This window comes from Desulfurella sp., assembly GCF_049977265.1.
GTDB lineage: Bacteria > Campylobacterota_A > Desulfurellia > Desulfurellales > Desulfurellaceae > Desulfurella.
In genome coordinates, this window is the sequence record NZ_JBMFGQ010000018.1 from 18,590 (window position 1) to 31,727 (window position 13,138).

Sequence of the window (13,138 nt, forward strand, 5' to 3'; positions counted from 1 at the left end):
AGTAAAAAATTATATTTGCAAATTATAATTTTCTTGACATACCAAGAGTGGTACCTATAAACATTGCATTTACGACTAAACTTGAACCTCCATAGCTTACAAAAGGCAACACTGTGCCTTTTGTGGGTATTAAATGAAATACACTGAAAAGGTTTATAAGGATTTGCAATGAAAACAAAAAACCAGCACTAAAAACAAAAGCTTTTTCGTAGTAATTGTCCAATTTATTAGCTATTGAAAAAATAGAATATATCAAAAGGAAAAATAGAATTATCACTAGCGATACGCCTAAAAAACCTAAATCTTCGCCAATAGAGGCTATAATAAAATCATTGTAAGCATCTGGCAAAAATAAGCTTTTAAAGCTCCCACTACCGATGCCTCTACCAAAAAAACCACCACCAGCAAGTGCAACGAATCCTTGGTGAACCTGGTAGGGTAGGTTGTGGTGATATAAGAAACTTGTTAGCCTTTGCAAACGCTCCGGGTGAGCCAAAAATACAAAGGAAAAAAGTATAATTCCAAGTATTGCAATGATTCCAATATAACTAAGCTTAAAACCAAAAATGTAAAGTACACAAAGCACTACTATAGCAAACAGGAAGGCGCCACCGATATCTGGCTGAGATATTATTAACAAAGCAATAAATGAAAAAACTAAAAATAAAGGGATAAATACATTTATTTCGTTTAAGTGTTCATATTTCCTGTCAATAAAATCTGCCAGGTATAAAATGAATGCAAAACGAGCGAACTCTGTAGGTTCAAATGAAAATATACCAAAATTTACCCACCTTACGGCTCCCCTTATATTAACGCCAAAACCAAGGTGTAATGCTATTAAAAAAATAATTGCAAGACTCAAAAGGAGCGGTATAAGTTGCCTCAATTTTTGTGGATTTAACCTGTAAAAAAAATAAGCGACAAAAAAAGACACCACTATGTATATTAAGTCCCTTTTTAGTAAAAAATTAGGGTTGTTAAAATGTTGAAAAAAAAAGTAGTTCGACGCACTCCATGTTTCCACTAAACCAATAAAAACCAGTATTAAAACACAAAAAACTATAATTATGGGTTCAAATGCGTGATGTCTTGTCATAAGTTTCTTTATAGGCTAAACATTCTCTTCTAAAAGCCTCACCTCGTTCTTCAAAATTTTTAAACTGGTCAAAACTTGATCCTCCAGGACTAAGTAATACTATGTCACCTGGTTTTGCTATCTCAAATGCTGCGATAACAGCGCCTTTAATATTGATGGCAGGAAGTGGTATAGGTTTTAGTTTACTCAATTCAGCCATAATTTTTTTTCTATCTTCACCAAAAACTACAACACCTTCTATTTGAGTTAATAAATCCATTAAGTTTGCATATGATTCGCCTTTGTGTTTTCCGCCTAATATAACAACAATATTTTTTTTGTTTTCAAAAGAATCAATTGCCTTTCGAACAGAATCTATATTTGTGCTTTTTGAGTCATTGTAGAATTTTACACCTTCAATTTCACAAACATATTCAAGCCTGTGTGGCAATGTTTCTTGATTCATAACTACCTCCAAAATATTATTTTTATCTACATTACATATTAGACTTGCAAGGCTTGCAGCTGCGATATTTTGCATATTGTGAGCGCCTATAAGTTTTGTGTTTTTTATCTCTAAATGCTCTTTGAAATTAATAGTTACACTATTTTGAGATACTTTTGCCTCAACATTATCTTTATAAGTAGAAAAGCCAATTACATTAAAAGCATCAACATTGTAATCTTCGTCGAGATTTCTTATCAAAAAGCCATCATTCAAAAGGTTTTTGGCAATTTTTAACTTGGCTTGTTTATACTCTTGAAAACTCCCATGCCAGCTTAGATGGTCTTGAGTTATATTTAAGATTATTGCAATATAGGGCTTAAAAGTATCAATAAATTCTAATTGAAAGCTACTTACTTCTACAATTAAGTAATCAAGCAAATGTGAAACCTGTGCAGCTTTTGTTAGAGGTAAACCATAATTGCCACACATAAGTACTTTTTTGCCTGATTTTTTTAGGATATTATGTATTAATTTTACGGTTGTTGATTTTCCATTTGTACCTGTTATTGCAATGATTTTGCATTTTGTAAGCCTAAATCCAAACTCAAGTTCACTTATAATAGGAAAATTTTTATTTAAAGCATGTTTTATAAACGGGTGATATTTTGGTATGCCAGGTGATACCACAACAAGGTCAAAACTCATATCAAAAAAAGCTTTAGATTTATCTTGACCAAAAAAATTCAGTTTATCAGGTAATTCGTTATCGTCAAACACAAACACTTCAGCCTGGTTTTTTTCTATAAGTGATTCATATACGCTTTTGCCACTTTTACCAAAGCCTAATATTGCAATTTTCATAGATTTACCTCAATTTTAACGCAGTTAGCGCAACTAATGATAATAAAATTGATATTATCCAAAACCTAATAATTACTTTTGATTCAGGCCAGTTTTTTAATTCAAAATGATGGTGTATGGGTGCCATTTTAAAAATTCGCTCACCTGTTGTTTTAAAGCTTGCCACTTGCAAGATAACAGAAATAGTTTCAAGTACAAAAATACCACCAGCTATAACAAGCACCACTTCTTCTTTTATTATAATTGCGATGACACCAAAAATTGCACCAAGTCCAAGAGAACCTGTATCACCCATAAACACCTCTGCCGGGTAGCAATTGTACCATAAAAATGCTAAACAAGAACCAAATAATGCGGATAAGATAACGGTTATTTCACCACTACCAAATACATAAGGTAACCTTAGGTAATTAGCTAAAACTAAATTACCAGAAACATAAGCAAATACAGCCAGTGTAAATATTGTTGTTAAAGATGGCCCAGTGGCTAACCCATCAAGTCCATCTGTTAAGTTAACAGCATTTGAAGCGCCTACTATTACAAATATACTAAATGGTATATAAAAAAACCCCATGTTAAATACTAAATTTTTAAAAAAAGGCATATAAAAACACCCAGGACAGTCTGAGTATCTACTGTATACAATAAATATCAAAATAGATGTAACGCTTGCAAAGAAGATTTGAAGATAAAATTTTGTTCTGGCTTTAAGGCCATTTCCTTTTCCTCTTTTGATTTTTAGGAAATCATCCAAAAATCCGATAAATGCAAAAGAAATTGCTGCAAATAGAATAATCCATACCCAATTAATATCCAATCTAGTCCATAGCAACACGCTAACCACAAACCCAAACCATATAATGACACCGCCTATTGTAGGTGTGCCCGCTTTTTGAAGATGTCTTTTTGGCCCATCTTCCCTTATAGTTTGACCGATTTGTTGTTTTTTTAAAAATGGTATAAAATAATGTGAAAATATCATTGAAAGTATAAAGCTAGTTGCTGCTGCTGCCATCGCTCTAAATGTTATATAATAAAACAAATTAAACACATGAGCGTATGCTATTAATTGTTTGTAAAATAAATAGTAAAACATTAGATTAACTCTCTTTTAAATTGTTAAAAATTTCTTCCATTTTTAGAGATCTTGAGCCTTTGATTAAAATCCAATCATATTTGTTGTAAATTAATTTTAATGTTCTTGATAACTCTTCCTTGTTCTCAAAAAAAGGAGTTTTATGTTTTGACAGAGCTATATTTTTTGCATCTTTCCCATAAGTAATTAAGTCTATGTCAAAATTAGAAACATATTCTCCGATTTTTTTGTGAATATTTTCTGAGTGATCGCCAAGTTCTAACACATCGCCCAATATTGCAAGTTTATTACCTTTTTTTTTGTTAAGCTCGTCAATAGCAAATTTAATTGACTCAAAACTAGCGTTATAACAATCTAAAATAAAATTTGTATTTTTTATTTTTTCAAGCTGCATTCTATAAGCTGGTAAATTAATATTATTTAGAGCTTTTTGGAAATATTCCTTGTCAAGGATTTTTTGAAATCCTAAAAATGCAAGTGCGGCGAGTATATTTGAAACATTAAGCCAAAAGGGTGCAGCAATTTCTATTATTTGATTAAAAACTTTGATTTTATATATGTTTGATTTTTCTGTTTTTTTATAATCAACAATATATACATTTGAGTTAGAACTATTTTTAGAGTAGCTAGTAAAATTATCGTTAAAAAAATTTTTTTGCAATAAATTGTCTTTGTTGTAAATAATATTATTTTTATTTTGCAAATAGTTAACAATAGACACTTTTTCTTCAAAAATAGCTTCTACTGAACCAAAATTTCCTAAATGAGAAGTCCCAATTTCTGTAAAAATTACAAAATCTGGTTTTAAGAAACTAGCAATCTCTGCTATCTCACCTTTGTGATTTGTGCCAGTTTCTACCACACCAAATTTTGTTTTAGTGTTTGATCTAAGCAGCGTTTTGCAAACGCCAATCCAGTTATTTTCATTTAATTGAGTATAAAAAATATCAATTTGAGCAGCATTAAAATACGATTTTAATAATTCTTTTGTGCTTGTTTTTCCAACTGAACCAACAATAGCAATAACTTTAGCTTTGCTTTTAACTTTATTAAAACTTACCAATTCTTTTAGAGCTTTTTTGGAATCAACTACTTTTATGTAGGGCTTGTTTATGTTTTTTTCGCATATACAAAGACTGCATCCGTTTTTAAATGCATTATCTACAAAATCATGTCCATCTTTAATTTCACCTTTAAAGGCTAAGAATATATCACCTTTAGTGATAGTTCTTGAATCTATAGAAATATTGTTAAAATCAACTTGCGCAGGTTTTAAAATGTCTATGGGTTTTAAAATTTCAATTAATTCATTTAGATTCCACACCCCAAAAATCCTTTACCACCTCTCTATCGTCAAAATGGTATGTTTTAGAGCCAATAATCTGATAATCCTCATGCCCTTTACCTAAAATCGCTACGCAATCACCCTCACGTGACATTTCAAGCCCTTTTATAATAGCTAATTTTCTATCTTTTTCAATTGTAATTTTTTGGTGCTTATCAATACCACTTAGTATATCTGATATAATTGAATCTGGGTCTTCTGTTCTTGGGTTATCGTTTGTTATGATAACAATATCTGCTAAATCATTTGCAATTTTACCCATTTTTGGCCTTTTAGTTTTATCCCTGTCGCCACCAGCACCAAATATAACAATTAGTTTTCCTTTTGTAATTTGTCTTAACGTTGTGAGGACATTTTTTATTGCATCATCTGTGTGTGCGTAATCTACCACTGCCAGTCGGCCATTTTTTATAAATTTTTCCAATCTGCCAGGCACATTTTTAAAATTGAAGAGAGCTTTTAATATTTGCTCTTTAGGTTTTCCAAAATACACACTACAACCAATTGCTGCCATAATGTTGTAAATATTAAATTTACCAAGCAAATGCGATTTTATCTCGTAAATATCACCAAAAACATTTAACTTTAAATATAAGCCATTAATATCAAAAGCGTAATCGACTGGATATATATCAGCGGTATTAAAACCGTAGGTAATTGTGTATTTTTTTTTAAATAATGTTTTGCCTAAATCATCATCAATATTAACTACTCTAAAATCGTTTTCTCTGAAAAAAGATGCTTTTGCTTTGCCATAGTTTTCCATTGTGTGATAAAAATCCAGGTGATCCTGGCTCAAATTTGTGAAGACTTTTAGCTTAAAGTCCAAACCTGCTATACGCTCAAATGATATAGAGTGTGATGAAACCTCCATAAAGACATAATCAACGAAAGGCTTCATTTCTACTAAAATCTCATTTGTATCTATTGATTCAGGAGTAGTATTTGCAATCTTATTTTTTACATTATTATAACAATAACCTGTTGTACCAATAAAGCCACTTCTTTCAAAAATTTTATTAAGCAGGTACGTTGTTGTAGTTTTGCCATTTGTGCCTGTTATGCCTACTAGATTAATTGATTTTGAAGGCTCTTTGTAAAAATAATTTGCAACTTCACCCATACACTTGCGAATATTTTTTACTTGTATACAATTACTAAGCTCATTGCAATCTTGGCTAATTACAGCAATTGCTTTTTTTGAGAAAGCATCATCGACAAAAAATCGACCATCTGTTTTGAGTCCTTTAATAGAAAAAAAGATAAAATTTTCACTTACTTTTCTTGAATCATAGGCAAGACCTTTTATTTCCTTATTTTTGAGATTTTCAGCAACCCTACAGTCGCAAATTTTTTCAATTTCTTCCAATAACATTGCCATCACCTTCTATTTTGTAATAAGCAGCAAGCATGGAAATCAATTTTGCAACAACTGGTGCTGCTACTTCTCCACCATAGTTTACACCTTTTGGGTCAAAAACTGTAACTAAAATTACAAATTGAGGTTTATCAATCGGAAATATGCCTACAAAACTACCTGTATAGTCGTTTAGACTGTAGCCGCCTTTGTGTGAAGCTACTTGTGCTGTGCCTGTTTTTCCACCTATTGCATAGTATTTTAACTGAGCGTTTGTGCCTGTTCCTTCTTCTACAACTAACTTTAGAATTTGCTTTACCTTTTCAACTGTCTGTGGAGAAAGTATTTGTTTTTTTACTTCTTTGTGCTTATACAAAATTTTTCTATCTTTGCAAATATAATCTACTATGTAGGGATTGACCAAGTAGCCGCCATTTGCTATTGCTAAATAGGCCCTAACAATTTGAATAGCACTTACGCCAATTCCCTGTCCAAATGCCATTGTAGCTAAATCAAACGGTTTTAGGTTAACATAATCTTTTACAATACCATCTGCTTCGCCTGGCAGGTCAATGCCTGTTTTTTTGCCAAAACCGAAAGCCCAAAGATACTTATAGAATATTTCTTTGTTTTCTTTAAGTGCGATTTTTGCAGAACAAATATTGCTTGAATATGCAAAAACTTTATAAAATGGTAGATCACTATTTTTTTCAACATCTGAAATTACATGTCCGGAAAATTTCCATTTTCCATTTTCACAAAACAATGTTTCATTACCGGTAAACGTATTTGAATCTAAGGCACTTGACATCGTAACGATTTTAAAAACGCTACCTGGTTCAAACAAATAATTGATTGGATTGATCCTGATATGCCCATAATTATAATCGTAAAACTTATTATTGTCGTAACTTGGGACACTATCCATAGCGATTATTGCACCATTTGTTTTTGCAATTATACCGATTACCATTTTTGCCTGTCTTTCTTTTAAAGTCTCTTTTAGTAAAAAATGAAGGTAGTTTTGAATATCTTCATTGATGGTAAGGTGCAAATTATCGCCATCAAGAGGTTTTTTTGAAAATTCAAAGTTTCCATATGGTGTTATTTTTACTTTTTGTTTAGTATTTTGACCGGCAAGATAAATATCATATTCTTTTTCTAACCCTTCAAGCCCATGTTTATTATTGCCGCAAAAGCCAACAATTTGTGATATGTTATTTGCATAAGGATAAAATCTGTCATAATTTTTAATCAAACCAAAGCCTTTAGGAAGTTTATCTTTTACCCAATTGACATCTTTTGTTTTTATAAAACCAATTTTAATATACCTGATGTCTTTATTTTTCTCAATGATACTTTTAATATCTACATGAAAATTTGAATTTACAAAGTTTATAAAACTTGCATTGTTTAATTTATTGTACTCTAAATAAAATTTTGGGTCTACAAATAGCTCAAATTTCGGTATATCCAAAGCCACTGTTTTGTTGTTACAATCATAAATATAACCTCTTTTGCCTTGTAGGTCTATCGATGGCTCTATGGCTTTGACGTACTCTTGTTTATATTTTTTATTATCTGCAATTTGTACCAAAAAAGCTTTTAAACAAACCAATGAAAAACCAATTATAATAATAAAAAATAAAAAATTAAAACGCGCTTTTTTCACTGGTAAAATTCTATTTGGTCAGTATTAATTGGCTTTAATCCAAGTTTTGTAGCCTCTTGTAATTCTTTATCAGTGCGTTGAATGCCATCTATTTTATTTAAAAGCACGGCTTTATCAATTTGCAAGTTTTTTAGTACTTTTTCTTGATCGTTTATATTGTAATTTAAAATAGATACCCTTAGTGCCACAATGACATTTAACATAATTAAAATAATAAAAATAGAGCTTAAAATCAACAATTTTCTACTAAGTACAATTGGAGCAAAACTAATTGACTCCTCTGTAGTTTCAAACGTTTTGGTATTTGTTGTCAAATAGTTTGAATAATCAATCATATACTACCTCCAATTTTTTCAATACTTCTTAATTTAGCACTGCGTGCTCTTGGATTTTTTAGAGTTTCGTTGACGGACGGTATAATTGGTTTTTTTGTTAATATTGACACGATTTTTTGTTGTGAAAAATTCCTAAATGTGTCCTTTACTATCTTGTCTTCCAGTGAGTGGAAGCTAATAACTACAAGCCTTGCGTTGACTTTTAAAAGTTTTATTGCACCAATTAAACCTTCTTTTAAGTTGTCAAGTTCAGAATTTACTACTATTCTTAATGCTTGAAATGTTTTTGTAGCCGGATGTATTTTTTTGTAAAAATAAGCAGGTGTTGCTTCTTTTATAATTGTAGCCAACTCAAGCGTTGTTTCAATTGAAGCTTTGTTTCTTTTTTCTTCTATTTTTAAAGCTATTTTTTTTGCAAAACGTTCTTGTCCAAAGGAGCGTATGATATTTTCTAATTCATATCTGCCCCATTGATTTACTATAATTTTTGCACTTAATGGGTTATTTTTATCCATTCTCATATCTAATGGTCCATCTTTAAGAAAGCTAAAACCTCTTTGTGCGTCATCTAATTGAAAAGAAGACACACCAACATCCATTATTATGCCATCAAACGCAATAAATCCCATATCCAAAAGCCTGTTATAACATTTTGAAAAGTTTTCTTTTATTATTTTTAGCCTATCTTCATAAGTTTCTTTTAGTTTCGATGCTTCTATAATTGCTTGAGCATCTTGATCGAATGCTACAACGATACCATCTGGATTGCTAAGCTTTAAAATTTCTTTACTATGTCCGCCGCCGCCAAATGTTAAATCCAAATAGATACCACCTGGTTTAGGTTGCAAAAACTCCATAGTTTCTTTTAATAGAACACTTTTGTGTATCATAATTTTATACCCAAGTTTTCAATTTCTTGAGCTAGACTATCTTCTTCTTGTCTTAAAAGCTCTATCTCTTTGTGCCAATTTTGACTAGGCCATAATTCTAAATGATCCAAATTTCCAAGTACTACAATGCTTTTTTCTATATTCGACATTTGACGCAAAATTTGAGGTATTATAATTCTACCTTGAGAGTCAAGATTTACATCTATAGCGCTTGCAAAAAACAACCTTTTAAATCGACGGGCAGATTTGTTTGTGAGCGGAAGGCTCAGGGCTTTGTTTTCTAACTCTTCCCATGTATTCTTAGGATATGTATAAATTGATTGATCAAAAAAAGTCATAACCAAAACATTAATTTCACTTGCTTTGAATATTTCTAAAAATTTAGAAGGTATTTTTATTCTCCCTTTATCGTCTAAATTGCACTCAAACTGTCCTCTTAACATTCCACTTTATTCCACTTTATTCCACTTTACATATATTTAGTTGAATTGTCAATAAAAAAATTAATGAATTTATGCAAAAAGCGGTATATTTATTAAAGTATATTATATTAAAAAAAAACATTGAATATCAAGCATGTATAGTTGACTAATAAAAGTTTTTTTGGTAGATTTCAAGCACCTATGGAAAAATTTTACACAAAAAAAGTTTTTGCATCATCATTAGCTTTATCCATATTGCTCAATGTAATATTTTTTGAACTAGGCATTAAACTTTTGAGCGGATTTTACAGGCCCATAAAAAAACCTATTGAAGTTGTTTTGTTGGGAATTAGCGAACCAAAAATAGATAATGAAAATTTACATATTAAAAATAAAATTATCGCTCAAAAAAAGCAAAATACTTTAATTAATCAAAAATCAACTTCAAAAGAGAAAATCAATAACATCGATAACAAGGTATTTTCAAAGCAAAAAATACAAAAGACAAACGATATAAAAGTTTTTGACAAAACAGATAAAATTGAAAAAACAAACAATGCAATTGTTCATACAGATACAATTAGTAACAATGAATCTAATACCAAAAGTCATAAAGGTACTGCTGTTCAAACTACTCAAAACATTCAAACCAGCCAAACAACAAATTCTCCGCAAAGCATTTCAAAAGAAGATTATGCATTTTTAAGAAAACTGATAGAAGAACACCTAAAATACCCTTATTTAGCAAGAAGAAATTCCTACGAAGGCACAGTTGTTATTTCCTTTATTATAGATAATAGAACTATAAAGGATATTGCTGTTGTAAAAAGTTCAGGATATTCCATTTTAGATAAAAGCGCAATCGAAGCAATCAAAAAAATAGAGCCACTTGTTAAATTAGATAAAAATGTAAAAATTCTTATACCTATTAATTTTAAGTTAAGTAATTTTTGATTTAGGAGAAAAAATGAATGTAGTTGAATTTATGAAAAGCAACGATCAGGTTAGTAAATGGCTTGGCATCGATGTAATTGAGGCAAAAGAAGGCTATGTTTGTACACAAATGCTTGTAAGAAACGATATGTTAAACGCTGCAGGTGTTTGCCATGGAGGTGTAATTTTTTCTCTATCTGACTATACATTTGCTGTTGCTTCAAATATTTATGGCAATACTGCACTTGCAATATCAGCAAACATTAATTATGCAAACGCAGCCAAACAAGGCGATATACTTATTGCAACAGCCAAAGAGTTAAATAAAACAAAAAAAATAGGTATATATTCCATAACGGTAGAAAGAGAATCTGATAAACAATTAATAGCTTTTTTCAACGGTGAAGTTTATATAAAATCTGAAAAAATTATTAAAGATTGATACAATTGATTTTTAGCATAAATTGTTTACAATCCATATCTGGAGAGGTGGCCGAGTGGTTGAAGGCGGCTGACTCGAAATCAGTTGAAGGCAATTTAACCTTCCGCAGGTTCGAATCCTGTCCTCTCCGCCAATTTGTAATTTTTTTTCAATTAATAAGCTATATATTTTTAAAAAAAATAAGTTAAAGTGTTTGTATGTTTAAGTTTTTGGATTCTAAAAATAAACATTAAAAACTATTTTAGCAGATGAAAAAGATTTTATTAATTGTATTTTTGTTATTTTTTCTAGGATTTGTGGGTGTAAGTTCATTTGTAATTTCGCTTTATATTGATACTAATAAAGATTTTAAAAATTTGGTAAACGGTAATTTTTATCCACAACCTACAAAAGTTTATGATTCAAATAATCATCTTATTGCTATCCTTGGGTCTCAAAAAAGAAAAGTAGTATCTTACAATAAAATTAGTATAAATATGAAAAAGGCTATTATGGCAGCAGAGGACTCAAGATTTTTTCAGCACGGACCTGTAAGTTTTAGGAGCATCATAAGGGCAGCCTTTGAAGATTTAATCCATGGCAAAGTTGTGCAAGGAGGTTCTACACTGACCCAGCAGCTTATAAAAAATTTATATCTAACACCTCAAAAAACTCTTTATAGAAAACTAAAAGAAGCTGTGCTTTCTTATAAAATCTCAAAATACCTAACAAAACAGCAAATACTTGCATTGTACCTAAATACTGTATATTTCGGCAATGGAGCTTATGGTATAGATATGGCTAGTAAATCTTATTTTGATGAACCACCAAGCAAACTTACAATTTTGCAATCGGCTATGCTTGCTGGATTGGTTCAAGCTCCAAGTTTATACGATCCTTATGTAAATCCATCTCTTGCACAAAAAAGAACAGTATATGTGATAAATAGGATGTATATTGATAAGTTTATTTCAAAAAAACAGTATTACGATGCGATTCATTCTAAAATTATGCTGAGAAAAAGAGATTCTTTGTTTACAAATGGTTATAAACAGTATACAGCCTATTTTGTTCAACATATTAAAAATTGGTTGATAAAGCATTACGGCCAAGCAATTGTGAACGATGGAGGCCTGAAGGTATATACAACTTTGAATGAAAAAATGCAAAAAGATGCCTATGTTGCTGTTAAAAATGGTATTTTAAATCTAACCACAAAAGGAAACAAAAATGTTCCATATTATATAAAATATGCAAGAAATTGGCTTATTAATAAATATGGACAAAACAGTCGTCTTCAGGCAGCCTTAATCTCCATAGACCCAAAAACTGGCTACGTAGAAGCTTTAATTGGTGGGTATAGTTATAGAAAAAGCCAATTTGATAGAGCTACTCAAGCTTTGAGACAAACTGGTAGCGCTTTTAAACCTATCGTTTACTTAACAGCTCTAGAAGAAGGTTTCACACCAATGGATAAAATAGAGGATGAGCCTATAACATTTAGTTGGGGAGATAAAAGTTGGTCTCCACAAAACTATACGTACAAGTTTAGAGGACCTATTACACTAGAATATGCACTTGCTCACTCGGTAAATGTAGCAGCTGTGAGATTATTAGATAAAGTAGGTATAGAAAATGCCAAGATTAATGCTAGAAAGCTTGGGATAACAGAGAAGATTCCAAATAACTTAACGATAGCTTTGGGTTCGGCATCTATTACGCTAGAACAGCTTGCACATGCATATTGTTCTTTTGATGATTATGGCGAGTTACCAAAATTGATTTTTATAAGAAAAATTGTTAATAAAGATAACAATGTAATATATAGTACAAAACCAGATCTAAAGAGAGTTTTTCCTAGTTCCATTGGTTTTGTTTTAACTAAAATGCTGCAATCGGTTGTTAAAGAAGGCACAGGGGTTTATGCATTAGCCTTAAATAGACCTGCTGCCGGTAAAACCGGTACTTCAAATCATGGACGCGATAATTGGTTTATGGGATTTACGCCTCAACTGGTTACTGGTGTATGGGTTGGTTACGATAATTATAGACCATGTGGTCCGTATGCAGTTGGTGCTACTATGGCACTGCCAATATGGCTTAATTATATGAAAAATGCATTAATCGGTCAGCCTTTAGTGGATTTTCAATTACCATCAAAGCTTCCAAATTGGGTTTATAAATGGTATTTTGCAAGCATACAAGAAAAGTACAAAAAATTAGGCTACCTTAAATAGTTGGAATAATAAATTAATTTCGATACAAGTTTGAAACAAATTT

Annotated in this window: 12 protein-coding genes and 1 tRNA gene; 4 read left to right on the forward strand and 9 right to left on the reverse strand. The window is 30.9% G+C overall.

All coding sequences use genetic code 11. From position 1 onward, the window contains the following. Positions 1–22: 22 nt before the first annotated feature. From ACP5FO_RS04865 to mraZ, 9 genes are read right to left on the reverse strand one after another with little or no spacing between them, the layout of a single operon-like run. Positions 23–1,099 carry an FtsW/RodA/SpoVE family cell cycle protein gene (locus ACP5FO_RS04865; protein ID WP_428157106.1) on the reverse strand — a complete coding sequence of 359 codons (1,077 nt, stop codon included), beginning with the start codon at positions 1,097–1,099 and terminating at the stop codon, positions 23–25. Then, the gene (gene murD / locus ACP5FO_RS04870) at positions 1,077–2,387 is read right to left on the reverse strand and encodes a UDP-N-acetylmuramoyl-L-alanine--D-glutamate ligase (RefSeq protein WP_428157107.1); all 1,311 of its coding nucleotides are present in this window, start codon (positions 2,385–2,387) and stop codon (positions 1,077–1,079) included. Before murD ends, ACP5FO_RS04865 begins: the two co-directional genes overlap by 23 nt. Before the next feature lie 4 nt (positions 2,388–2,391). Continuing rightward, positions 2,392–3,483 (reverse strand): phospho-N-acetylmuramoyl-pentapeptide-transferase, encoded by a 1,092-nt coding sequence (gene mraY, locus ACP5FO_RS04875; protein ID WP_428108547.1) that lies wholly within the window; start codon positions 3,481–3,483, stop codon positions 2,392–2,394. 4 nt (positions 3,484–3,487) lie between these two features. After that, entirely contained in the window at positions 3,488–4,807 is a 1,320-nt protein-coding gene (locus ACP5FO_RS04880; RefSeq protein WP_428108544.1) for a UDP-N-acetylmuramoyl-tripeptide--D-alanyl-D-alanine ligase, read from the reverse strand. Further along, positions 4,791–6,203 carry a UDP-N-acetylmuramoyl-L-alanyl-D-glutamate--2,6-diaminopimelate ligase gene (locus ACP5FO_RS04885; RefSeq protein WP_428108541.1) on the reverse strand — a complete coding sequence of 471 codons (1,413 nt, stop codon included), beginning with the start codon at positions 6,201–6,203 and terminating at the stop codon, positions 4,791–4,793. The genes ACP5FO_RS04880 and ACP5FO_RS04885 overlap by 17 nt, the downstream gene beginning before the upstream one ends. Beyond that, positions 6,184–7,857 (reverse strand): peptidoglycan D,D-transpeptidase FtsI family protein, encoded by a 1,674-nt coding sequence (locus ACP5FO_RS04890; protein WP_428108536.1) that lies wholly within the window; start codon positions 7,855–7,857, stop codon positions 6,184–6,186. Before ACP5FO_RS04890 ends, ACP5FO_RS04885 begins: the two co-directional genes overlap by 20 nt. After that, positions 7,854–8,192 carry a hypothetical protein gene (locus ACP5FO_RS04895; RefSeq protein WP_428108532.1) on the reverse strand — a complete coding sequence of 113 codons (339 nt, stop codon included), beginning with the start codon at positions 8,190–8,192 and terminating at the stop codon, positions 7,854–7,856. Before ACP5FO_RS04895 ends, ACP5FO_RS04890 begins: the two co-directional genes overlap by 4 nt. After that, a complete protein-coding gene (gene rsmH, locus ACP5FO_RS04900; RefSeq protein WP_428108529.1) occupies positions 8,189–9,082 on the reverse strand; it encodes a 16S rRNA (cytosine(1402)-N(4))-methyltransferase RsmH in 894 nt (297 codons plus the stop codon). Before rsmH ends, ACP5FO_RS04895 begins: the two co-directional genes overlap by 4 nt. Further along, positions 9,079–9,525 carry a division/cell wall cluster transcriptional repressor MraZ gene (gene mraZ, locus ACP5FO_RS04905; RefSeq protein WP_428108525.1) on the reverse strand — a complete coding sequence of 149 codons (447 nt, stop codon included), beginning with the start codon at positions 9,523–9,525 and terminating at the stop codon, positions 9,079–9,081. The genes rsmH and mraZ overlap by 4 nt, the downstream gene beginning before the upstream one ends. A 180-nt stretch (positions 9,526–9,705) precedes the next feature. Here mraZ and ACP5FO_RS04910 point away from each other — a divergent pair, with 180 nt between their 5' ends. The 4 genes from ACP5FO_RS04910 to ACP5FO_RS04925 all read left to right on the forward strand — a co-directional run bounded on the left by ACP5FO_RS04910 (position 9,706) and on the right by ACP5FO_RS04925 (position 13,095). Continuing rightward, positions 9,706–10,458, forward strand: a complete 753-nt coding sequence (locus ACP5FO_RS04910; RefSeq protein ID WP_428108520.1) for an energy transducer TonB — start codon at positions 9,706–9,708, stop codon at positions 10,456–10,458. 13 nt (positions 10,459–10,471) lie between these two features. Further along, a complete protein-coding gene (locus tag ACP5FO_RS04915; protein ID WP_428108517.1) occupies positions 10,472–10,879 on the forward strand; it encodes a hotdog fold thioesterase in 408 nt (135 codons plus the stop codon). 41 nt (positions 10,880–10,920) lie between these two features. Continuing rightward, a tRNA-Ser gene (locus tag ACP5FO_RS04920) sits at positions 10,921–11,012 on the forward strand. Positions 11,013–11,127: 115 nt separating this feature from the next. After that, positions 11,128–13,095, forward strand: a complete 1,968-nt coding sequence (locus ACP5FO_RS04925) for a penicillin-binding protein 1A (RefSeq protein WP_428108514.1) — start codon at positions 11,128–11,130, stop codon at positions 13,093–13,095. Positions 13,096–13,138: the final 43 nt, after the last annotated feature.

Bases quoted from the DNA above. Each gene is read 5' to 3' on its own strand.
- ACP5FO_RS04865 (WP_428157106.1), bottom strand. From the start codon at position 1,099: ATGACAAGACATCACGCATTTGAACCCATAATTATAGTTTTTTGTGTT.
- murD (WP_428157107.1), bottom strand. From the start codon at position 2,387: ATGAAAATTGCAATATTAGGCTTTGGTAAAAGTGGCAAAAGCGTATAT.
- mraY (WP_428108547.1), bottom strand. From the start codon at position 3,483: ATGTTTTACTATTTATTTTACAAACAATTAATAGCATACGCTCATGTG.
- ACP5FO_RS04885 (WP_428108541.1), bottom strand. From the start codon at position 6,203: ATGTTATTGGAAGAAATTGAAAAAATTTGCGACTGTAGGGTTGCTGAA.
- ACP5FO_RS04895 (WP_428108532.1), bottom strand. From the start codon at position 8,192: ATGATTGATTATTCAAACTATTTGACAACAAATACCAAAACGTTTGAA.
- rsmH (WP_428108529.1), bottom strand. From the start codon at position 9,082: ATGATACACAAAAGTGTTCTATTAAAAGAAACTATGGAGTTTTTGCAA.
- mraZ (WP_428108525.1), bottom strand. From the start codon at position 9,525: ATGTTAAGAGGACAGTTTGAGTGCAATTTAGACGATAAAGGGAGAATA.
- ACP5FO_RS04910 (WP_428108520.1), top strand. From the start codon at position 9,706: ATGGAAAAATTTTACACAAAAAAAGTTTTTGCATCATCATTAGCTTTA.
- ACP5FO_RS04915 (WP_428108517.1), top strand. From the start codon at position 10,472: ATGAATGTAGTTGAATTTATGAAAAGCAACGATCAGGTTAGTAAATGG.
- ACP5FO_RS04925 (WP_428108514.1), top strand. From the start codon at position 11,128: ATGAAAAAGATTTTATTAATTGTATTTTTGTTATTTTTTCTAGGATTT.